A 22,555-nucleotide genomic window follows, 5' to 3' on the forward strand; every position below is an offset into this window, starting at 1 on the left:
GTCAGGAGCGGTCGGATTCCGGGGGCGCGCCACGCAGGACATCGGTGAGGAGTCCCACCAAGACCGGCATGTCCACCGAATCCGGGTCGTAGAGCCACTGGAGCTGGATGCCGTCCATGGCGGCGGTGAGAAGGGCCGCGGCCTGGTCGGGGGTGGCGCCGCTCGGCAGCCGGTCCCCGTGTTCGCCGCGCAGGGTGCGCGCGAGCTGCTCCCGGACGCGAGCGTAGCGGTCGCGGACGTAGTCGGAGGCGGGGTGGTCGCCGGTCAGGCCCTCGGCGGTGAGCAGGCTGTGCAGGCGGACCACCTCGGGGCGGCGGGCGTTGCGTTCGGCCAGCTCGACGACGGCGGAGGTCTCGTCGAGGCCGTCGAGTTCACGGACGTCGACCTCGTCGCGCCGGGCGAGCGCCGCGATGAGGAGGGCCTCCCTGCTGGGGAAGTGGTGCAGTACGCCCTGCTGGCTCAGCCCGACCCGGCGCCCGACGGCGGCGAGCGAGGTGCCCTGCACGCCGGACTCGGCGAACTCGGCCAGCGCGGCGTCGAGGATCTCGTCCCGGCGTCCGGTCGCGGGCGGGCGGCCGCGGCCCCGGCGGGCGGGACCGGGCGCCGACGGAGGAGTGGGATCGGGCTCGGTCATCGGGGCCAGGCTACCCGTGGGGGGCTTCACACGTTCAGCTTAAGCGTTTAACCTGAGGTCAGTGTTTTGCTGAATGACCGGTAGGTAAATTCCTTCCGTGTCCCCCGACGCACCCGTGGGAGAGACATGAACGCACCGACCGACGCCGACCTGGCCCGCGAGCGGCGGGTCGACGCCGCCCTCGCCGCCCTCGACCTCGAAGCCAAGGTCCGCCTGCTCTCCGGCGACTCCATGTGGGCCGTCGCCGCCAACCCCGCCATCGGCCTCGGCCGCCTCGTCATGTCCGACGGGCCCGTGGGCGTGCGCGGCGAGCGCTGGACCCCCGACGACCCCTCCGTCCAGCTGCCCAGCCCCACCGCCATCGCCGCCACCTGGGACCGCGACCTCGTGCGCACCGCCGGGCGCCTGCTCGCCCAGGAGGCCCGGCGCAAGGGCGTCCACGTCCTGCTCGCCCCCGCCGTCAACATGCACCGCTCCCCGCTCGGCGGACGGCACTTCGAGACGTTCTCCGAGGACCCCTACCTCACCGGGGAGATCGGAGCCGCCTACGTCCTGGGCGTCCAGGACGGCGGAGTCGGCACCACCGTCAAGCACTTCGTCGCCAACGACTCCGAGACCGACCGCTTCACCGTGGACGTCCGCGCCGAGGAGCGGACGCTGCGCGAGATCTACCTGGCGCCCTTCGAACGCATCGTCACCCGCGCGCGGCCCTGGGGCGTGATGGCCGCGTACAACAAGGTCAACGGCACGACGATGACCGAGCACCTCGACCTCAACACCGTGCTGCGCGACGAGTGGGGCTTCGACGGGTTCATCGTCTCGGACTGGACCGCCGCCCGAGACACCGTCCGCGACTGCCTGGCGGGGCTCGACGTGGCCATGCCCGGCCCCAACACGGTGTACGGGCAGCACCTCGTCGACGCCGTCCGCGACGGTCGCGTTCCGGAGAAGGCGGTGGACGCGCTCGCCCGGCGTGTCCTGCTGCTCGCCGCCCGTGTGGGCCTGCTGGAGGGCGCCGAGCCCGTCGTCGCCCCGGCCGACCGGCCGTCCGTCCTGGACGGACGTGCCGTCGCCCGTGAGATCGCCACCCGGTCCTTCGTGCTGCTGCGCAACGAGCGCGGGGCCCTGCCCGTCGACCCCTCCGGGACGGGGCGGGTCGCGCTGATCGGACTGGCCGCCTCCGAGGCCCGCACCAGCGGAGGCGGCAGCGCCAGCGTGTTCGCCGAGCGCACGGTCACTCCGCTGGAGGGGCTGCGTGCCGCCCTGCCCGAGGGGGTGGAGCTGACCTACGCGGTGGGCGCCGATCCGCGCGTGAGTCTGCCCGCGGTGGCCGCGCCGATGACGGCCGCGTTCCTGGCCGCCGACGGCCGGGTGCTGGCCACCGAGTCGCTGCCCGACGGCACCGCCCGTTGGATCGGCGAGCTGCCCGACGGCGTGGCCAACGCCGAGCTGGACCGGGTCGAGGTGAGCGGGGCCCTCACACCGGAGGCGACCGGCGAGCACGTCTTCGGCATCTCGGGCGCGGGGCGCTACGTCCTCACGGTCGGCGGCGAGGTCGTCTTCGACGGTGAGCTGCACTTCGAGGGCGACGACCCGGCCGCGGCGATGTTCGACCCGCCCACGACCAACGTCCCCGTCGGGCTGACCGCGGGCGAGGAGGTCCGGGTCAGCGTCGTCAAGACCCACCAGGACCTGGGGATGGGCGACTTCGCCTTCATCGGCTTCACCCTCGCCCACCGGGGGCCGATGGCCGGTGACGACGAGCTGATCGCTGAGGCGGTCGAGGCGGCTCGGGACGCCGACGTCGCCGTCGTCCTGGTGGCCACGACCGCGGAGGTGGAGTCCGAGGGCTTCGACCGCTCCGACCTGCGGCTGCCCGGGCGCCAGGACGAACTGGTCGCGCGGGTCGCGCAGGTCAACGAGCGCACCGTGGTCGTGGTCAACGCGGGTTCGCCCGTGGAGATGCCCTGGCGGGAGGACGTGTCGGCGATCCTGCTGACCTGGTTCGGCGGCCAGGAGGTCGGTGGAGCGCTCGCGGACGTGCTGCTCGGCGAGCGGGACCCGTCCGGGCGCCTGCCCACGACGTGGCCGGTCGCCGCGCGGGACGTGCCGGTGCTGGGGGTGGCGCCCACCGACGGCGTGCTGGACTACGCCGAGGGGGTGTTCGTGGGTTACCGGGCCTGGGAGCGCGTCGGGACCGCCCCGGCGTTCTGCTTCGGGCACGGGCTTTCCTACACCGAGTGGCGCTACGACTCCGTGGACGTCGAGCTGGCCGGTCCCGGCGCGGAGGGGGACGACCTGGCCGGTGTGCGGGTGCGGGTGACCAACGTCGGCGAGCGCGACGGCGACGAGGTCGTGCAGGTCTACCTGGCGCCGCGCGAGCCCGGGGACCGGCCCGCGCGCGTGCTGGCCGGGTTCGCGTCCGTGCGCGCGGCGGCGGGAGAGACCGTCGAGGCCGTGGTCACGGTGCCGCGCGACGCGATCCGCACGTGGGCGGCCGACGCCGACGAGTGGGAGTACGCGACGGGGACCTACGCGTTGCTGGTCGGGCGCTCGTACCAGGACACGCGCCTGTCCGTCCCGGTCGAGCTGCGGTGACCGCGCCCGTCCGTTGACCGGGCCCCGCCCGGCCGCAGCGTGCCGACGCGCGCCCGGTCGGGCGGGGCCCGTGCCGGGTCGCCCGAGCGGTCCGCCGCCGTGCCCGCGCCCGGGCCGCGTCGTCCACAGGCGCCGGGACAGGACTGGCGGACCGGGGCTCCGCCGTGGTCCTCTGTCATACAAGGGGGGTCTCACCCGTCCCCGCCATGCGGCGTGCCCGTCGAGCCGCCCGCCCCGCCCGCGGGCTCCCCGCCCTATGTCTCCCGGCGCACCAGGACCGGCGTCCACGGGGACAGGTGGACCTCAGCGCGGTCCCGGACCGCGTCGACGATCCGCCGGGCCGTGGCCTGGGGGTCCTCCGACTCCACGCGCACGCTCGTCAGCCGCGGCCGCAGCATCTGGCAGAGCATCACGTCGTCCGCGCCCACCAGCGCGACCTGCTCGGGGACCCGCACACCCGCGTCCGACAGGGCGCCGAGCAGCAACCCGCTGAACTCGTCGTCGTAGCCGAACACCCCGTCGGGCAGCCCCTCCCCGACCCACGTCCGGACGAGCTCGGCCGCGCTCTCGGGCGTCCAGTCCATGTCGTGGCGCCGTACGGCGGCCCCCGCCCCGGACTCCACGGTCGCCCCGGCCCCGGACCGCACGCCCTCCAGGCGCCGCTCGCCCATCTGGCGCAGCACGTCCTGCCGGGGCACGACCGCGGCGATGTCGAGGCAGCCCCGTTCGACCAGGTGGCGTCCGGCGATCTCACCCAGCCGGTGGTGGTCCATGGTCAGCGTCGACACGCCCAACTCCTTGGCGCGCCCGGTCGACGTGCCCACCGCGATCACCTGGATGTCCGCCTTGCGGAGCAGCTCGATCCCCGCCGGGGTGAGCCGGTCGTCCCCGGCGATGACGGCGGACGGACGCATGCCCGCCCAGGTCCGTGCGGCCTTGACCCCCCGGCTCCGCTCCGCCCCGTACTGCATGAGCGTGTATCCCAGTGCGCGCAACCCGTGCGACAGGTCGTGCAGGAACCGCGAGGCCAGCGGTCCCTGCACGACGTCCATCTGCACGTACAGCACGAGGTCGCTGCTGCCGGTGCGCAGCGACCGGGCGCTGGCGTGCGGGACGTAGCCCAGCTCGTCGGCGACGGACCGCACGCGGGACCGCGTCGCCTCCGGGATGCGCGCCCCCGGGGTGTCGTTGAGGACGTACGACACGGTCGCGGTCGACACGCCCGCGCGTTTGGCGATGTCGGTGATGGTCGCGGGTCGGGGGCGGATGGAAGTCATGGACCTATCTTGCCCTGCCTGTCGGGGCCGGAGCCCGGTGGACGTCCCGGACGGGACCGGCCTGTGTGAACTGTCGATGTCGTATCTATTGACAAGGTTAAACGCGTAACCTAGCTTAAACGCATAACCAGAGCCTGAACAGGCATTTCTTCGTCACAAAGGTTCACGCCAGGGAGACACGACATGTCCGAGCACGCTTCCCCCAGGCCGGACGCGCGGGGCTCCGCCCCCACCCCAGCCCCCACCCCACCCACCGGACGGCGTGGCCTCGGCCGTCTCATCCCGCTCATGGGAGTGGGCAACCTCGCCGTCTACGCCTTCTACCTCGGCGTCGGCGCGGTCCTGCTCCCCCTGCAGGTCCAGGCCCTCACACCCGGCGACGAGCAGGCCGCCGTCGCCAACCTGGGACAGGTCGCCGGCATCGCCGCGGTCTTCGGCACCGTGTTCAACCCGATCGGCGGCGCGCTCTCCGACCGCACCCGCACCCGCTGGGGGCGCCGCAACCCCTGGCTCCTCGGCGGCGCCGCGGCCGCGTTCGTCCTGGTGTTCGCCCTGGGCTACGCCGACTCACTCCTGATGATCGCGATCGGCTGGTGCCTGGCCCAAGGCGCCATGAACCTGCACCACGCGGCACTCACCGCGATCATCCCCGACCGCGTCCCCCACGCCCGGCGCGGCACCGCTGCCGCCGCCATGGGGATCGCCGTCTCCGTGGCGGGCGTCCTGGGCACCGGCCTCGCCGCCCTCTTCACCGCCCGGCTCGCCCTCGGCTACATCGTGCTCGGCGCCCTCGTGGTCGCGGCGGCGGTCCTGCTCACCTCGACCACCCACGACCCTCGCGGCGACGAACTGCCCGAGCGCGGCACCACCGCGGGCGGCAACCCCGTCGCCGCCCTGGGCCGCTTCCTGTCCGCGCTGTCCCACCGCGACTTCGCCCTCGTCTTCGCCGGTCGGGCGCTGCTCTTCCTCGGCTACTTCCTCATCTTCGGCTTCCAGCTCTACATCCTCGACTACTTCATCGTGCTGCCCGAGGGGCTCGCACCCGCCGCCGCCGTCACCGTGCTCACCCTCGTGAGCGCCGCGGGCACCATCCTCACCACGGCCGTCGGCGGCCCGCTCTCCGACCGCCTCGACCGACGCAAGCTCTTCGCGCTGGTCTCCGGCGTCGTCTCCGCGCTGGCGATGCTCATCCCCTTCCTCTCGCCGACCTGGACCGGCATGCTCGTCTTCGCCGCCGTCAACGGCAGCGCGTTCGGGTGCTTCATGGCCGTGGACACCGCGCTGGCCACCCTCGTCCTGCCGAGCGACGCCGACGCGGCCCGGGACATGGGCGTCCTCAACATCGCCGCCGCTGGGCCGCAGATCATCGCTCCGTTCATCGCCTCGGCGATCATCCTCCACCTGGGCGGCTACGGTTCGCTGTTCCTGGTCGGCTCGGCCGTCGGCCTCCTGGGCGCGCTCGCCATCGTCTTCGTCCGCCAGGTGCGCTGACCCCCTGGCGCCCGACCACCCCGAACGCGTCCCCGACCACCCGTACAGGAGAGACCATGCGACTCGCGACCCACGTGACCGGCGACGGTGACCGGACCGCCCTGCTCGTCCACGGCGCCATGTCCGACCACGGCACCTGGCACGCCCTCGAAGCCGACCTGCTCGACCGCGGCTACCGCGTGATCGGCGTCGACCTGCGCGGCCACGGCAGGAGCCCGCGCGGCGCGTACTCCGTCGCGGCGCTCGGCCAGGACCTGGTCGACACCCTTCCGACCGGCGCCGACCTCGCCGTCGGCCACTCCATGGGCGGTCTGGCCCTCTCCCTGGCCGTCGGTCACCTGCGTCCGGCCCGCGCGGTCTACTCCGACCCGGCGTTCCAGTTCAGCGGCGCGTCGGCGGCGGCTCTCGGCGCCATGCGCCGCATGGTCTCCGAGGCCACGGCGGAGAGCGTGCGGGCCATGAACCCGCGGTGGAGCGACGCCGACGTCGAGGCCGAACTCGTCGGGTTCGCCGCCTTCGACCCCGACTTCTTCGACGTCGTCACCGAGGCGTCCGCGGAGGACCGGATGCCGAAGGAGGCCGTGGTGCCCTCCCTGGTCCAGTTGGCCGACCCGAGCTTCACCGTGGGCGAGGACGGCGCCCGCCTGCTGGCCGGGCGCGGGTTCACCGTCCGGACGGTGGAGGGCGCGGGCCACTGCATCCACCGGGACGACTACCCGGCCTTCCTCGCGTCCCTGGACGGCTGGCTCTAGCCGCGGCGCGGGAGGACCGCCGAACGCACAGCGCACCCATCCCCCGACACGGAAGGCCGCTCGATGTCATCCCGTAGCCACCGCGCGATCCGCCGCACCGCCGCCCTGGCGGCGCTCCCCCTCCTCGCCGCGTGCACCGCCCCCGGCGTTTCCTCCGACCAGGCCACCGACGCCGGCGGGCAGGAGGAGTTCGCCCCCGCCTCCCTCGACGGCGTCCGGGTCCTCCTGGGCAACGACGACTCCATGCGCGCGGCGGAGGAGGACGGCTCCGACGGCCTGGGCCTGTACGAGCTGCGGTCGGCGCTCTGCGCGGCGGGCGCGGACGTCGTGGTCTTCGCGCCCTGGGACTACCAGTCGAGCATGAGCAGCGCCGTCTCCCACAGCGGGTCGTTCGGTCTGGGCGGGCACCCCGGCCTCCCGGACGAGTACGCCGACGACTGCGCCGACGCCTCCGGGCAGGGGGCGGTCTACGGAGTCTGCGTCGAGGACGGACCGTGCGAGGACGGCTCGCCCAGCGCCACCCCCGTCGACGCGGTGAACTTCGCGCTCCGCCACGGCCTGCCCGAGTTGGTCGGGTGGGACGACGCACCCGATCTGGTGGTGTCCGGCGCCAACTCCGGCCCCAACGTGGCCACCCAGATCCCCCACTCCGGCACGGTCGGGGCCGCGCTCGCGGGCCAGCTCGCGGGGGTTCCGTCCGTCGCGGTGAGCGCGTCGATCGACGACGACCTGACCGTCGCCCCCGAGACCTACACCGCCGCGGCGGCCTTCGCCACCGACCTCATCGCCAGGCTGCACGGCGCGGACCTGCTCACCAGTGCGTACCTGCTCAACGTCAACCACCCGCACTCCCCGGACGGGGAGCCCGCCGCCGACGTCCGGTGGACCGAGGCGGGCACCGGAACCGTCCTGCTCCCCGAGTACACCGGCGAGGACTCCTACGAGCTCGGCGTGACCGTCTGCGGGCCGGACACCCCGGACTGCCTGCCCGAGACGAAGGAGAACGCAGACAGCACGGCGCTCCTCGTGGAGGGCGCGGTCTCGGTCAGCGCGCTGACCGCCGATCGGACCTACGCCTCCGGCGAGGACCCGGCCGAGGTGGAGCGCCTGGCCGCCCTGGTGGACTCCCTCGGCTCCTCCTGACGGGTCCGCCGCGGGCCCGCCGCTCCAGGCGGGCCCGTACACCGCCCGCCGTCCCCTCCGCCGCTCAGCACTCCCGCCGTGCCGCGGGCGAACACTCCTCCAGGGCGCGCCGCCACGCCCTGACCGAAGACCAGAACGCCTCCGTGGCCGGGGACGGAGTGAACATCCACATCCGCTCCCACGCGGGCGACGCCCGCCCGGCGATCTCCGGGCGCGGCTCGTAGGGCGGCGGGCCGCTCACCGGGTACCACGTGTACCCCAGCGGGTCGAGCAGCGCCATGAGCCGCTCCTCGAGCCCCCGGTCCGGACGCACCTTCACCAGCATCCAGGGCCGGTGGCGCCGGAGGACCTCCAGCCCGCCCGCCACCACGTCCGGTTCCGTGCCCGCCGTGTCCACCTTGAGCACCGACGGCCGGACCGACGCCTCCTCGTTCCACCGGCACAGGGTCACCACGGAGACCGGGATGTGCGCGAGGTCGGCGCGCGAGGTGTGGACGATCGTGTTGCACATCTCGTTGTGCCGGGCCCGGCGCAGGTGGGCGGTGCCGTTGTGGTTGCTCAGCGCCAGTTCCACCACCGTGAAGCCCAGGTCGGCGCTCCGGGACACCACGCGTGCGGCCGAGGCGATCTCCGGGGTGGGCTCGAAGGCGAAGACGGGGCGCTCCGTGCGAGCGCTGGCCAGGATCGAGTACACGCCCACCCCGGAGCCCACGTCCAGGACCGCGCCGGGCGGGGTGTGGTCGAGCATCGCCAGGAAGCAGGCGAGGCTGTCGGGCTCGTGCCGGGTGAAGCCGGACGCGGCCAGGCGCCGGGGGACGGTCAGGTCTCCGGGCAGGCGCAGCGCGATACTGTCCGGCCCGGTGGAGGGCGTGCCGGTGTCCAGCCGGGGCAGGACGACGGTCAGGTCCCGGTTCCACGGAGGCACCCTGGCGGGGTCGAGCCCGCCCCACCGTCTGGGGAGGTGGACGCGGATCTGGCGCGTGGCGAAGCGCACCATGGGATAGCGGCGTACGAGCGCGCGTAGCTGGTCGGTGACCACAGTTGTCTCCCCCTGTCTCCCCCGGGAACGGGGTCGTGGCGCGGGATGGGGGAGCGGACCGCTCGGCGTCCCGCGACACCGGGGCGACGCCCGTCTACGGCGCCCCCGTGTGCCCCCTCCGCCCCAGGACTCCGGCGACTGCTCCGAACTTACTGTGCGTGGTGGTCCCTGCGCAGTGCGTTTGGGTGATTGGCCCCGCCCCCGGAGCGCGACGGATCGGCCCACCCGTCGGTCCGCATAGACTCTGACCTTGTGAGTCTGTCTATCGGGATCGTCGGCCTGCCCAACGTCGGCAAGTCCACCCTCTTCAACGCGCTGACCAAGAACGAAGCTCTGGCCGCGAACTACCCGTTCGCGACCATCGAGCCCAATGTCGGGGTCGTGGGCGTGCCCGATTCCCGGCTCGCCGCCCTGGCCGGGATCTTCGGTTCGGCGAAGGTCCTCCCGGCGACGGTGGACTTCGTCGACATCGCGGGCATCGTGCGCGGCGCCTCGACCGGTGAGGGCCTGGGCAACAAGTTCCTCGCCAACATCCGCGAGAGCGACGCCATCTGCCAGGTGATCCGGGTCTTCGACGACCCCGACGTCACCCACGTCGACGGCGACATCGAGCCTTCGCGCGACATCGAGACCATCAACACCGAGCTGATCCTCGCCGACCTCCAGACCCTGGAGAAGGCGATCCCGCGGTTGGAGAAGGACGCCAAGCGCAACGCCAAGGACAAGGACGCCCAGGAGCTGCTGCGGACGGCGCTGGCCGCCCGCGAGGTCCTCGACGGCGGCACCTCCCTCTACGCGGCCGAGGGCCTGGACACGCACCGGCTGCGCGAGCTCAGCCTGCTCACCGTCAAGCCGTTCATCTACGTGTTCAACCTCGACAGCGACGAGCTGACCAACGAGGCCCTGCGCGCGAAGCTCCAGGAGATCGTCGCCCCGGCCGAGGCGATCTTCCTCGACGCCAAGATCGAGGCGGAGCTGGCCGAACTGGACGAGGACGAGGCGCAGGAGCTCCTGGAGTCCATGGGCCAGAAGGAGTCGGGCCTGGCACAGCTGGCCCGGGTCGGCTTCGACACCCTGGGCCTGCAGACCTACCTCACCGCCGGTCCGAAGGAGGCGCGTGCCTGGACCGTGCGCAAGGGCGCGACGGCTCCCGAGGCGGCCGGGGTCATCCACACCGACTTCCAGCGCGGCTTCATCAAGGCCGAGGTGGTCTCCTACGACGACCTGGTCGAGGCGGGCGACATGCAGGCGGCCCGCGCCGCCGGCCGGGTCCGCATGGAGGGCAAGGACTACGTGATGGCAGACGGCGACGTGGTGGAGTTCCGCTTCAACGTCTGACGCACGGCCACCGCCGCGCTCATCCGGTGAGAACGCATGCCGAAGGGGCCGCCTCCGCGGAGACGGCCCCTTCGGCATGCGCTGTCGGGGGCGGCCGGCGGGCCGCCCGTGCCGACCCCCGCGCCGCGACGGGCGTCGCTACACGGTGCCCGACTTCGCGATGAGGGCCTCCTTGGCGACCCGTCCGCTGGCCGAGCCCAGCTTCTCGATCTCCCTCACGAGGTCCATGCCCTCGACGACCTCGCCGAAGACGACGTGCTTGCCGTCCAGCCAGGCGGTGGGGACGGTGGTGATGAAGAACTGGGAGCCGTTGGTGTTCTTGCCCGCGTTCGCCATGGAAAGAAGGCCGGGCCGGTCGTGCTTCCGCTCGAAGTTCTCGTCGTCGAAGGTCTCTCCGTAGACGCTCCTGCCGCCGGTGCCGTCGCCCTTGTCGAAGTCGCCGCCCTGCAGCATGAACGCCGGGATGACGCGGTGGAACGAGGAGCCCTCGTAGCCGAAGCCGTGCTCGCCGGTGGCGAGCTCCCGGAAGTTCCGCGCGGTCTTGGGCACCACGTCGTCGTACAGCGTGAAGACGATCCTGCCCGCGGGCTTCCCGTCGATGGTGATGTCGAAGAAGACGTTGCTCATGGCGCAATCCTGCCACAGGGCGACCCGGCGGCGACCACCTGCGACGGCTTCGCCGCCGGTCAGCCGCGGTCGGGCAGGGCGCACCCGTCGGGACCGCACGCCTCGGAGTCCTGCGCGCCGTCGACCATGGTGAGCGGCGTGCGCTGCGCCCAGGCCTGTTCCAGCGCCTGACGGAACGCCTCGACGGGCTGGGCCCCGGAGACGCCGTAGGCGCGGTCCAGGACGAAGAAGGGCACCCCGGTGGCGCCGAGCTGGGCGGCCTCCCGCTCGTCGGCGCGCACCTCGTCGGCGTAGCGGTCGGGGTCGGCGAGGACCGAACGGGCCTCGCCGGCGTCCAACCCGGCCTCGGCCGCCAGTTCCACGAGCCGGTCGACCCCCTCGAAGGCGGAGCGCTCCTCGGCGAAGTTGGCCCGGTACAGGACGTCGATCAGCGCGCCCTGGCGGCCGTGCTCCGCGGCGAGGTGCAGCAGCCGGTGCATGTCGAAGCTGTTGCCGACGTCACGCCCCTCCGTGCGGTACTCCAGGCCCTCGGCGGCGGCGTTGCCGGCGATGCGCTGCTCGGCCTGGACGGCCTGTGCCTCGGTGATGCCGTACTTCCTCGCGAGCAGCGGCAGCACGGGAACGACCTCGTCGCGGGGGTGCGAGGGGTCCAGCTCGAAGGAGCGGTGCACGACCTCCACCCGGTCGCGGTGCTCGAAACCGTCGAGGGCCTTGTCGAAGCGGGCCTTGCCCACGTAGCACCAGGGGCAGTTGATGTCGGTCCAGATCTCGACGCGCATGTGACGGCTTCCTTGTCGGGGCGACCGGGTTCGGGGCGGGAGCACGTCGCCCGGGCGGGGTGTCTGCTTGCGAGGGACGTCAACACCGGTCGGCCGCCCGGCATTCCGAACACGGCGCCCTGCAACGTCCACGGGTGGGCGGCCGTGTTCCGCCACGGTGGAGACCGCAGGGCGCTGTGCCGCGCCGACCGGCTCATCGATGCGCCTGGCTCCGGTGTCCTCGGCCGTGTCGGCCAGGGCGCCCGTACGGGGCCGTGCGGAGTCCGGGGCGGGGCTGTCGGGGCCGGAGCGGCCCCAGGGGAACGAGACTCCGGTTACATCCCGCCAACGGTTTTCCGCCCCCGGGGGCGACACCCCGCTTTCCGCCAGGTGACTAATCCCTGTCTCGGTCAGCCGGAAATGCGCTGACCTGCACGGTCGTGGTCCCGTTTACCTGGGAATTCTTCGCATTCGATCACTTTTGTGCACTTCGACCGGTCTGGTTCGTCCGCCATCGGTGTGGAAACACGGAGCCACCATGGCCGCTCCCAACCCGCACAATGCCTCACTATAGGGATGGGGTAGACAAGGGCATGGCGGATCCGCCGTCCGGAGCGGGTGGCGGCGACTGAACGCGGGAGGCGGGGATGGCGAAGGCGTCACGGCTCGGCACGTCCGGGCGTGACCTGTCCGACGGCACCGGGGACGGAACCGGCGTACCCGGACCGCGTCCACCCCGATCGGGAGCCGGCGGGCGCTGGTGGGTCGGAGTGGGCCGCGCCGTCCTGTGGGCGTTCATCATCGTCGTCGTCTTCAACGGCATCTGGTTCCCCCTGCGCGGCGGTCTCGCCCTGCCGAGCACCGCGGAGGAGCCCGAGACCGGTGACGCCGTCACCTACCCCGAGACCGCGTCCGCGGCGTTCGCCCTCCGCTTCGCCGAGGTCTACCTCGACACCTCCGACACCGAGGCGCGCCTCGGTGGGCTCGCCGCGTTCGTCCCCGAGGGCGAGGCCGCCGCCCTCGACGCCGCGGCCGACAGCCTCACCGGCGACAACCTCACCGTCGTCGCCGTCGACGTCCTGGACGACAACAACGCGGTCGTCGTCGTCCGCGCCGACGTCAACGGCGAACCCATGCGCCTGGACGTGCCGGTCTACGCCGACGAGGACGCCCTGGTGGTCTCCGGGCGCCCCGCACTGCTGGCCGCGCCCTCGCAGGCGACGCTGCCGCCCGGCGCCGCCTTCGAGACCGACCCGGCCGCCACCGAGCAGCTCGAGGAGGTGCTGCCCGGTTTCTTCGAGGCCTACGCCGGGGAGCCGGAGTTCCTGGAGCGATTCCTGGAACAGGGTGCCTCGATCACCCCACTTCCGCAGAACACCCTGGAATTCGCCGAACTGTCCGAGATCACGGTGCCATCCCAGTCCTCGACCGGGGATGATGACGTACGACAGGTGGCGGCCACCGTGCGCTGGAACGTCCCGGCCTCCGACGGGACGGAAGCCGGCCAGTTGGTGCAGGACTACCTGGTCACCGTGGTCGACTCCGGCGACGAGTGGCACGTGCGTGACATCCAGGGCGCCCCGAGTTCGTTCGGCGGCTGACGGGGCCCGTAGGCAAGGAGACGAGAAGAACCATGCGCACACGCAAGACGACACCGGAGGACGGCGCCTGACATGCTCCCCCTGTTGTCCTCCACGACGGACGCCCTCGCCCAGGCGGGCGGCGCCGACCTGATCCACCTCGCGTCGTCGACACAGGAGGCCCCGGACACCGGCGGCCTCGCCGACTTCCTCCGCGGATTCTTCGGGCCGCTCTTCCTCGTCATCGTGTCGATCGTGGCGGTGTTCTTCCTGTTCACGCGGGAGATCACGCGGTTCGCGCAGTTCATCATCCTGGCGATCTTCATCGGGATCGTCTTCTACGTCCCCGGCATCATCGAGGTCATCGCGGTGGCGCTCGCGCGAGCGATGGGCGTATCGGCGGAATAGGCGAGGGAGGCCGGGAACGTGGATCTGCCCACATACACCAACATCTGGCGTATCGAGAAGCGGCTGTACAAGCTCTACGATTTCCGGTTGCCCATGCCGCTCCCCGTGGGGACCTTCGGGGTCGCCCTGGGCGTCTTCGCGATCTGGGTGGTGCTGCTCAGCATCGTCAACGCCCCGTTCACCTTCGGCAACGGCTGGCACCTGGTGCTGTGGGTGGTACCGCCCGGGGTGATCACCGTGCTCGCCACACGGCCGGTGATCGAGGGCAAACGCCTCACCGAACTGCTCATCTCCCAGGCCCGGTTCCTCGCCGAGTCCCGTGTGTACACGCGGCTGGCCCCCGAGTACGAGCCCGGCGAGGTCCGGGTGGTGGTGCGGGTGTGGCACCGCCACCCGGACGCCGGTCCGCTGCCCGCGGTCGGTCGGCGCCGCGCCGAACACGCCGCTCCCGAGGTCGAGGCGGCGGTCGTGGAGGAGGCGACGGAGCGTCCCACCCCGGAGTCGGCCCCGCCCCTCGTCGGTGTGGCCGGGCCCGCCGCCCGTCCCGAACCCGCCGTCGCCGACGAGCCCGTGTACGTCCCGGCCCAGGACGAGGACCGCGCGGAGGCCGCGGACACCCGCGGCGTGAGCCGTCGGGTCCTGAACTACTTCGGCTTCGCCCTGCGGCCGGCGCCCCCGGCCGCGGCCGGGGGCGAGGCCGACCCCCGGGAGGAGCACGAGGAGGAGGGCGACGACGCCGCGTGGCTCACCCGCCTGCGCGCCCCCTCCGGCCAGACCCCCGTCGGCCTGAACGCCGCGGCCGCCTACGAGGTCGGCGACACCGCGGCGATGACCCGTGCCGAGGTGGACGAGGCGACCGCCGGTCCAGAGCGCGAACGCGAGCGCCGCCGCGCCGAGGAGGTCATGTCCGCCCCCGAGCCCGAGACGGCCGAGTCCTCCGCCGCCCGCCGCCTCCGCGGACGCGTTCAGGGCATCCGCGTCGCGCGCGAACTCGACGAGCGCCGGTCCGAGCGCGTGCGCGAACGCGCCCCCCAGGACCCGCCGTCCGCGCGGTCGCGCGCGACCGCGCTTCCCGCTGGCGAACCGCCGCGCCCGCCCCGGCGCAAGGGCCGTCCCCACGCGGCTCCCTGGGAGCTGGACAGCGCACGGCACGACGGGACCGAGCCGGAGCCGTCGGACCGCGCGAACCCCGGCGGCCTGTCCGACTACGCCGAGCGTTACGCGGCGGCGACCGGGCGCTCCGTCGCACCGACACCGGAGAGCTCCTCCGCCCCGTGGCTGCCGCCCGCCTCCGCCACCCTCGAGGACGATTCGGCCACCGGTTCCGACGCCTCCGCCGAACCCGCCGATCCGGCGAAGCCGCCGCTGGAACTGGACCACGGCACCGGCGAGCAGGCCGCGATGCCGTCCCAGCCGACCGCCGACGACGAGGACCGCGGGCCGGAGTGGAAAGCGCACATGTCGGTGCTCGACCAGCACCTCAGCACGGCGGACACCCCCGCTCCGCCGCGGCCCAAGTTCGCCGACGCGCTGCGCGGCGGCGAGCGCGCCCCCGAGGAGTCGAGCCCCGCGGAGTGGTTCGACGACGGCAAGAGGCGCCACCCCGACCAGCCCAAGGTGGGTGACCGGGGGAATCCGGTGATCCCGGCCAGCGAGCTGCGGGAGGACGTCGCCGATCCCGCTGATCCCGCCGAGCCGGCGCCCGGCACCGCCTCCGCGCCTGCCTCCGCGCCCGCGCCCGCGGCCGAGGACGCGGAGACCGGGGCCGTCGCCGACGGCACCCCCGCCTCCGGTGGCGAAGCCGCGGATGCCAAGCCGTTCACACAGCTCGACCACGGAACGGGGGAGCTGGCGAGCTTCGCGGAGGTGCGCGGCGCGACCGACGGCGACGCCGGGCCCGGCCGACGCCCCGCCCCCCGGCCCGGCGCCGTGCCGGGCGCCGCGGCCGACACGCGCAACCGATCCGCGTCCGATCCCAGGAGCCCGGCCGACAGCCCCGCCGCGGAGGCGGAGCCCGGCCCCCGTGCGACCCCCGGGCCGTCGGACGCCTCCGCCTCCGGGACGCCGTCCGAGACCTCGACCGACGCCGAGTCCACCGCCTCTCCCCGGGGCTCCTCCGTGGCCGGGGCCACAGCGCACTCCCAGGACACGCCGGAGTCCACGGATGCTCAGACGGCGCCGGACGCGCCTGCGGCGGCCTCCTCCGAGGCCGAGACAGCCGTGTCCGACGCCGACAGCCGATCCACCCCCGACCCCCGGCGCACGGCCGACGCCCCGTCCTCCTCCGACTCCCGAGGCGGGCGGGCTCTGGGGCCAGCAACCCCCTCCGAGGCCGTCGACGAGCCCTCGGCCGGTCCCGGACCGGCCGCCCGCACCGACGCCGACGGGGCGGCCGCTCCCCGCCGGACCGCGGCGGACCTGGAGGAGGCCGAGGCCGCCGCGCTCGTGCGCCGCCGCGAGGCCGCCCGGCGCCCCTCCGACGCGCCCCTCCGCGACCCCCGCGCCAACCGCAGCATGGCGGACGCCCTCTCCGAGGAACGCGCCGCCGCACCGGCCCGGGACGAGGCCTCCGACCAGGCCGCCCCCCACACCCGCCCCGACGTCCACGACCCGCACGACGGAGCCTTCCACCGGGTCGCGCAGAACGCGCGCAAGCTCGGCCACCTCTTCGGTCGGCCGGCGCCCGGCGAGGCCCCCGAGCCCCCGCACCGCGAGGAGCCCAGGCCCGACCTCGAACTCGACCACGGCACCGGCGAGCAGGAGCGCCTCGGCGACACCCCCCGCGGCGTCCCCGCTCCGCGCCCGGAACCTCCGTCCTCCGAACCCGAGGACCCGACCGCCCACGACTCCGGCGGCACGCGCGGCTGGCGCCGACTGGCCAAGGTGGTCACCGGCGGCGCCACCCCCGTCCGCTCCGACCTGCCCGCGAGCGACATCGCGCGGCTGCGCACCCCGATGACCGAACCCCGCAGCCTCGTCGTGCTCGGCTGCACCGGCGGCGCCGGCCAGACCGTCACCTCGCTCATGATCGGGCACACCCTCGCCGCCCACCGTGACGAACCGGTCGTCGCGGTCGACGTCAACCCCGGCCCCAACGGTCTCTCCCGCCGCGTCGGCGCCCAGACCCCCGAGACCCTCACCGCCCTGCTCGCCAACGCGGACGAGGTCGACGACTACGCGCGGATGCGCGGCTACACCTCCCGCGCGAGCACCGGGCTGGAGGTCGTCCAGACCCTCGACGACCCCTACGTCCAGACGCTCGACGACCGCGACTACGCCCACTTGACCGACCTGCTCGGCCGCTTCTACTCGGTGACGCTCCTCGACCCCGCGGCGACCGGCGTGGCCAGGGCTCTCCCGGTGGCCGACGGGCTGGTCCTGGTCGCCCCGGCCAACGCCGACGCGGAGCGGGCCGTCTCCATGACCTTCGAGTGGCTGGACGGGAACGGTTACGGCGCCCTGCGGGCGGCTTCGGTACTCGTGGTGAACGGTGTGAGCAAGCGCAGCCTGGAGGACGTGGACGCCGCCGAACGGGTCGCGCGCGGCCGCTGCCGGGCGATCGTCCGCATCCCCTGGGACGACCACCTGGGCTCGTCCTACACCCGCATCGACGTGGGCGCCCTGCGCCCCGCGACCAAGCGGGCCCACGGCGCCCTGGGCGGCGTCCTCGTCAACACGCTCACCCGGACCTGACACACGGAGCGGGCGGGCGCACGCCCGCCCGCACGGTGGGGCTCGGGGTGTCGAACCTCAGCGGCCGACCGGTGTGAAGTCGCGCGCGGACAGGAATTCCGGGCGCGGGTCGGACGCGGCGAACGGTTTCACGCACGCGTTCTCGACGCTGTTGAACACGATGAAGATGTTCGACCGGGGGTGGGGAGTGATGTTGCCGCCCGAACCGTGCATGCAGTTGGCGTCGAACACGGTCGCGTCGCCCGCCTGACCGGTGAGCACGTCGATGCCGTGCCGCTCGGACAGCATGGTCAGCGAGTCCTGGTCGGGCGTGCCGACGTGCTGGCTCCTCAGCGACGCCCGGTAGTGGCCGTCCGGGGTCGCGCCGACGCACGACACGAACGTCCTGTGCGAGCCGGGCATGATCATCAGGGCGCCGTTGTACGTGAAGTTCTCGGTGAGCGAGATAGAGATGCTGACCGCCCGCATCCGCGGCATGCCGTCCTCGGCGTGCCACGTCTCGAAGTCGGAGTGCCAGTAGAAGGAGCCCCCGCCGAACCCGGGCTTGTAGTTGATCCGGCTCTGGTGCACGTACACGTCCGACCCGAGGATCTGCCGGGCGCGGTCCACCAGACGCGGGTCGTGGACCAGGTCGTGGAAGACCTCGCTGACCGTGTGGACCTCGAAGATCGAGCGGACCTCGTTCGACGCCGGCTCCACGATCACCCGCTCGTCCTCGCGCAGCGCGCGGTCGGCGCTGAGCCGGTCCAGTTCGGCGCGGAAGGCACTCACCTCCTCCGCCGAGACGAGGGCCGGGACCTGGGCGTATCCGCGCTGGTCGTACGCGCTGACCTCCTCAGCGCTGAAGGGTCCGTCCTCCGCGGCGCCCCAGACGGTGGGGTCCTTGCGGTACAGGAGGGCGGGTTCGTTCGCCTTCCGGGTCGGGTACTCGTCCGCGGTCGGAGCATCCATCTGCAGAGTCATGGCCGATCCCCTCGGTGGGGTTCATCCTCTCTGAGGTCGACGGTCACCTTACGACACGCGAACTTAACAAATATCCCCCGACCTTCATCAGGATGCCCGTTGGCATGGTGTTTAATGAACTTCTGGCTGGGTATTACTGCCATACTATATGGGGAGAAACTGAAAATCCGTCCCCCCGTTTCTCCCCTTTTTTGGTCGACTCCGCCGCCCCGGGTCCGCCTCACCTGCGCCATTGCGTCAAGCGCGCTTCAAGAGCGTCATTCGGCGCATCGCCCCAGGTCGTCCAGGTGCGGACGTCGTTGGAGCGATAACCGGCAGACGCCTCGACTTTTCCTGTGCACTAGATCACACGGATCTGGTACAGCCGTGAGGCCGGGGTCCCTGCGAGGACCCGACCCGGACACCCCGGATTACGCGTGAATTCCCCCTGAGGGACTGGTGCGGAAACCGTTGGCGGCGCACTCTGGTGGGGCCCCTTCCCTCGACCCGCTCCAGAGGAGAGAACGTGCCCCCCACCCCCCGCCCCCTCCACAGAGCCCTGGCCGCCGTCGCCGCCGCGATCCTGCTGGTCGTCCTCGGTTGGGCGTCACCCGCCTCCGCGGACCACACCCTCCCCCCGGGCATCCCCAGCACCTCGGCGGCCCAGAGCCAGCTCAACTCCCTCACGGTCGCCCCCAAGGGGCCCCAGTCCGGCTACGACCGCAGCCTCTTCCCGCACTGGGTCGACGTCCAGGGCAACTGCTCGGCGCGCCAGGTCGTCCTCATACGCGACGGCCACGACGTCGTGACCAACTCCAGCTGCCAGCCCACGTCCGGCAGCTGGTGGAGCGCCTTCGACGACACGTGGGTCTACAACGACCCCTCGCGGATCAGCGTCGACCACATGGTCCCGCTCAGCGAGGCCTGGAAGACCGGCGCCCGCTACTGGAGCACCTCCGAGCGCCGTGCCTTCGCCAACGACGTGAGCTCGTCGCAGCTGTGGTTGGCCACCCCCTCCAGCAACAGCAGCAAGGGCGACGACGACCCCTCCGAGTGGATGCCGCCGAACACGGCCGTCCACTGCGACTACGCCAAGTCCTGGATCAACGTGAAGTACCGCTACGACCTCACCATCACCTCGGCCGAGCGGTCCACCCTCCAGTACACGCTCAACACCCGCTGCTAGGGCGTGTTCCGCGGGGGCGGGCGCTCCGGTAGCGCCCCGCCCGCCGGACCAGGCCGACGGGGCCCGCTCCCTTCCGGGGGCGGGCCCCGTCCGTCTCGGGGACGGCGCGTCCGCGTCGGCGGGGCGGCCGGGCGGCACGAGACCGGCGGCCCTGGGGACGCCCGACTCCTTCGGACACGGTGGCGCGCACCGGCGCCAGACCGACGTGGGAACCCGCGGACAACCCGGGCCGGGCTTCCCCCGCGGCCTTCCACGCACCCCTTGGTCCGCCCCGCACGCCCCTCCCGCACCGCCCTCGCCGACCCCAGGTTTCGGCACTGGAATTCGGGCGCGCCGGAATCCCTTCCGCTTCTCTGCCCCCCACCGATGCACCACTATGGAGAGTGGCACAGGCGGGAGACCCGGGGGCGGCCCCGGATCGGGGGCTCGCCCCGCCGCGACGCGACCAGAAGGGCTACAGATGACCGGCACCAGGGGTACCCGGGGCGCGACCCGCCTCGCGGTCCGCTACTTCGACGACCGCGTGCTGTTCAGCGACACCGAGGCCTGGGCCTACTTCCGCCTGCCGACGGTGTCCTACGAGTTCACCACCCCCGAGGAACGCCAGGCACTCGCCACCAACGTCACCATCGCGCTCGCCGCCATCCGCATGAACGACGCCGAGGTCCACCTCCGCGTCGCCCACCGCACCTACCCCGCCGCCGCGTGGGCCACCCGCCTGGACTCCACCTCCGACTCCGGTCCCGGCTGGTACGACTACCTCGACGAGATGTACCGCCACGTGTGGGCCAAGGACTTCTGGACCAAGGAGGTCTACCTCGGCGTCCGGCTCGGCCCGCGCAACGCCGGGGGCGGCCTCGGCGTCCTCTCCCAGCTCTTCGGCGCCTACCAGCGCACCGAACAGGTCCTCGGCATCACCGACGACGCCGTCGACGACCGCGAGACCGCCCGCTGGACCGAGCAGTCCGAACGCCTCGGCCGCGCCCTGGCCGCCAGCTCCCTGCACGCCCGCCACGCCACCTCCGACGAGATCGCCTGGCTGATCCGCCACGCGGTCAGCGGCACCGCCGAGGAGGTCCGCCCCTCCGCGGTCGGCCGCCGCACCTGGGGGCGGGGCGAGATCGAGGCGCTCGTGGACGGCGTCGTGCACAACGGCCGCTCCTCACTGCGCCTCGAACAGCCGGCCGGGTCCACCCACGTCGCCTTCCTGTCCTTCGCGCGCTTCCCGGACCTCATGCCCTTCCCGGACGGCGAGCCCTGGATGCACCACGCCGACGCCCTGCCCTTCCCCGTCGAGATGTCCCTGCGGATGAAGCTCATCCCGCCCGCCAAGGCCAGCAAGGACGTCGGCCGCAAGCTCGCCCACGCCCGCGACATGGACGCGCACATCCGCGAGGCGGGCGTGGAGGCCCCCATCGCCCTGGCCGAACAGATCGACGCCGCCAGGATGCTGGAGCACGGCATCACCAAGGAGCGCCTGCCGTTCGTCTACGGCTGGCACCGCCTCATGGTGTCCGCGCCCACCGATCGCCTGCTCGGCCAGCACGTCGAGGCGGTCATCGAGCACTACCGCGACATCGGCATCGACGTCATCAACTCCACCGGCGACCAGTTCTCCCTGTTCAGCGAGGCCCTGCCCGGCGACCGTATCCGCCTGAACGCCTACGCCCAGCGCCAGCCCCTGCGCACCATCGCGGGCGGCATGCCCACGGCCACCGTCGACGTCGGCGACCGCGTCGACCACTCCGGCGGCGGCTGGGTGGGCCCCTACGTGGGCGAGACCATCGGCAGGGCCCGCTCCATCGTCCACTTCGACCCCCTGGTCGCCGCCGCCCGCAACCGCCCCACCGCCATCGCGATCACCGGTGAGCCCGGCGGCGGCAAGACCACCCTCGCCCTGCTGCTCATCTACCAGCTCGCGCTGCGCGGGGTCACCGTCGCCGCGATCGACCCCAAGGGCGACGCGGAAAGCCTCGTCGAACTCCTCCAGCGCCGTGGCCGCAAGGCCCGCGTCATGTCCCTGGGGTCGGCCCAGCCGGGCCTGCTCGACCCCTTCGCGTTCGGCGACGACCTGCCCTCCCGCAAGACCATGGCCACCGAGACCCTGCGCCTCCTCCTGCCGCGGATGAGCGAGGAACGCGAGTCGGCGATGATCCAGGCCGTGGCCGCGGTCGCCAACCAGCCCCGCCCGTCCCTGGCCAAGGTGGTCGACCACCTCGTCTCCTCGCCCGGAGCCGCCTCCCGCAACCTGGGCGCGGTCCTCCAGTCGATGTCGGAGATGCGCCTGGCCAGCCTGTGCTTCGACCCGCAGGGCGACGCCCGGATCGACACCGAGGGGTGGACCACCGTGTTCACCCTGGGCGGCCTCACCCTGCCCGACTCCGGCGTGGGCCGCGACGACTACTCCTACGAACAGCGCCTGTCCGTCGCCCTGCTCTACCTGGTCTCCCAGTTCGCCCGCCGCCTGATGAACGGGTTGGACCGCCACCTGCCCAAGGCGATCTTCCTCGACGAGGCGTGGGCGGTCACCTCCACCCCCGAGGGCGCCAAGCTCGTCCCCGAGGTCTCCCGGATGGGCCGCTCCCGCAACACCGCGCTCATCCTCGTCTCCCAGAACGCCGGTGACCTGCTCAACGAACAGGTCACCAACTGCCTGTCCTCGGTGTTCGCGTTCCGCTCCAGCGAGCGGTTCGAGGTGGAGAGCGTCATGGCACTGCTCGGCGTCGAGCCGACCGAGGACCACCTGGCGGTGCTGCGCAACCTCGGCAACGGCGAGTGCCTGTTCCGCGACCTCGACGGACGGGCGGGCCGGATCGGCGTGGACCTGGTCTCCGACAACCTCCTGCGCTGGCTGGACACCAACCCCACCCGCCAACGGCCGTCCGAGGAGGACGACGACCTCGTGTCCGCCTCCGGACAGGCCGGGTAGGGCAGCGGGCGGCGCGCGCCGACGGCGTTCGCGCACGTCCACGGTCGGAACGGACAAGCCACCGTAAAGGGGATGAGTGGCGCCAGGTTCGTGGTCCGCCCGGGATGGGGATGACCTACTCTGTCGGGTTCCCCGTCCCGGCGCACCGACTCCGCACCCC

Annotated in this window: 16 protein-coding genes; 10 read left to right on the forward strand and 6 right to left on the reverse strand. The window is 72.9% G+C overall.

Translation table 11 applies throughout. From position 1 onward, the window contains the following. Position 1 precedes the first annotated feature (1 nt). Positions 2-634: a TetR/AcrR family transcriptional regulator gene (locus ACIBFB_RS14515; RefSeq protein WP_397230108.1), complete on the reverse strand. Its 633-nt coding sequence runs from the start codon at positions 632-634 to the stop codon at positions 2-4. Between the two features lie 126 nt (positions 635-760). Here ACIBFB_RS14515 and ACIBFB_RS14520 point away from each other — a divergent pair, with 126 nt between their 5' ends. Beyond that, positions 761-3,232: a glycoside hydrolase family 3 protein gene (locus ACIBFB_RS14520; RefSeq protein ID WP_397230110.1), complete on the forward strand. Its 2,472-nt coding sequence runs from the start codon at positions 761-763 to the stop codon at positions 3,230-3,232. A 254-nt stretch (positions 3,233-3,486) separates the two neighbouring features. Here ACIBFB_RS14520 and ACIBFB_RS14525 read toward each other — a convergent pair whose 3' ends face one another. Continuing rightward, on the reverse strand, positions 3,487-4,509 hold the full coding sequence (locus tag ACIBFB_RS14525; RefSeq protein ID WP_397230112.1) for a LacI family DNA-binding transcriptional regulator: 1,023 nt from the start codon (positions 4,507-4,509) through the stop codon (positions 3,487-3,489). 183 nt (positions 4,510-4,692) lie between these two features. Here ACIBFB_RS14525 and ACIBFB_RS14530 point away from each other — a divergent pair, with 183 nt between their 5' ends. From ACIBFB_RS14530 to ACIBFB_RS14540, 3 genes are all read left to right on the forward strand, one after another. After that, positions 4,693-6,000 (forward strand): MFS transporter, encoded by a 1,308-nt coding sequence (locus tag ACIBFB_RS14530; RefSeq protein ID WP_397230114.1) that lies wholly within the window; start codon positions 4,693-4,695, stop codon positions 5,998-6,000. A gap of 56 nt (positions 6,001-6,056) precedes the next feature. Then, positions 6,057-6,752 carry an alpha/beta fold hydrolase gene (locus ACIBFB_RS14535; protein WP_397230116.1) on the forward strand — a complete coding sequence of 232 codons (696 nt, stop codon included), beginning with the start codon at positions 6,057-6,059 and terminating at the stop codon, positions 6,750-6,752. A 63-nt stretch (positions 6,753-6,815) separates the two neighbouring features. Further along, a complete protein-coding gene (locus tag ACIBFB_RS14540) occupies positions 6,816-7,895 on the forward strand; it encodes a 5'/3'-nucleotidase SurE (protein WP_397230118.1) in 1,080 nt (359 codons plus the stop codon). Between the two features lie 64 nt (positions 7,896-7,959). Here ACIBFB_RS14540 and ACIBFB_RS14545 read toward each other — a convergent pair whose 3' ends face one another. Continuing rightward, complete coding sequence (locus tag ACIBFB_RS14545; RefSeq protein ID WP_397230120.1) at positions 7,960-8,934, reverse strand: FkbM family methyltransferase; 975 nt, start codon at positions 8,932-8,934, stop codon at positions 7,960-7,962. Positions 8,935-9,186: 252 nt separating this feature from the next. On the opposite strand from ACIBFB_RS14545, the gene ychF reads away from it, so the two are divergent. After that, positions 9,187-10,272 (forward strand): redox-regulated ATPase YchF, encoded by a 1,086-nt coding sequence (gene ychF, locus ACIBFB_RS14550; RefSeq protein ID WP_397230122.1) that lies wholly within the window; start codon positions 9,187-9,189, stop codon positions 10,270-10,272. 138 nt (positions 10,273-10,410) lie between these two features. On the opposite strand, the gene ACIBFB_RS14555 is transcribed toward ychF, so the two are convergent. Then, positions 10,411-10,899: a peptidylprolyl isomerase gene (locus ACIBFB_RS14555; protein ID WP_397230124.1), complete on the reverse strand. Its 489-nt coding sequence runs from the start codon at positions 10,897-10,899 to the stop codon at positions 10,411-10,413. Between the two features lie 59 nt (positions 10,900-10,958). Then, complete coding sequence (locus ACIBFB_RS14560) at positions 10,959-11,678, reverse strand: DsbA family oxidoreductase (RefSeq protein ID WP_397230126.1); 720 nt, start codon at positions 11,676-11,678, stop codon at positions 10,959-10,961. A 626-nt stretch (positions 11,679-12,304) separates the two neighbouring features. On the opposite strand from ACIBFB_RS14560, the gene ACIBFB_RS14565 reads away from it, so the two are divergent. From ACIBFB_RS14565 to ACIBFB_RS14575, 3 genes are all read left to right on the forward strand, one after another. Further along, positions 12,305-13,258, forward strand: a complete 954-nt coding sequence (locus ACIBFB_RS14565; RefSeq protein WP_397230128.1) for a conjugal transfer protein — start codon at positions 12,305-12,307, stop codon at positions 13,256-13,258. Positions 13,259-13,330: 72 nt separating this feature from the next. Continuing rightward, positions 13,331-13,645: a hypothetical protein gene (locus tag ACIBFB_RS14570; protein ID WP_397230130.1), complete on the forward strand. Its 315-nt coding sequence runs from the start codon at positions 13,331-13,333 to the stop codon at positions 13,643-13,645. Positions 13,646-13,663: 18 nt separating this feature from the next. Next, positions 13,664-17,338 (forward strand): TcpE family conjugal transfer membrane protein, encoded by a 3,675-nt coding sequence (locus tag ACIBFB_RS14575; RefSeq protein WP_397230132.1) that lies wholly within the window; start codon positions 13,664-13,666, stop codon positions 17,336-17,338. Between the two features lie 57 nt (positions 17,339-17,395). On the opposite strand, the gene thpD is transcribed toward ACIBFB_RS14575, so the two are convergent. Beyond that, on the reverse strand, positions 17,396-18,301 hold the full coding sequence (gene thpD, locus ACIBFB_RS14580) for an ectoine hydroxylase (protein ID WP_397230134.1): 906 nt from the start codon (positions 18,299-18,301) through the stop codon (positions 17,396-17,398). Positions 18,302-18,806: 505 nt separating this feature from the next. Between thpD and ACIBFB_RS14585 the strand changes: the two genes are divergently transcribed. Together ACIBFB_RS14585 and ACIBFB_RS14590 are read left to right on the forward strand one after the other, a co-directional pair. After that, positions 18,807-19,466 carry an HNH endonuclease family protein gene (locus tag ACIBFB_RS14585; RefSeq protein WP_397230136.1) on the forward strand — a complete coding sequence of 220 codons (660 nt, stop codon included), beginning with the start codon at positions 18,807-18,809 and terminating at the stop codon, positions 19,464-19,466. 460 nt (positions 19,467-19,926) lie between these two features. Further along, positions 19,927-22,395, forward strand: a complete 2,469-nt coding sequence (locus ACIBFB_RS14590; protein ID WP_397230138.1) for an ATP-binding protein — start codon at positions 19,927-19,929, stop codon at positions 22,393-22,395. Positions 22,396-22,555: the final 160 nt, after the last annotated feature.

Origin of the sequence: Nocardiopsis sp. NPDC050513, assembly GCF_044457925.1 — a bacterium.
In the GTDB taxonomy this organism is placed as follows: domain Bacteria; phylum Actinomycetota; class Actinomycetes; order Streptosporangiales; family Streptosporangiaceae; genus Nocardiopsis.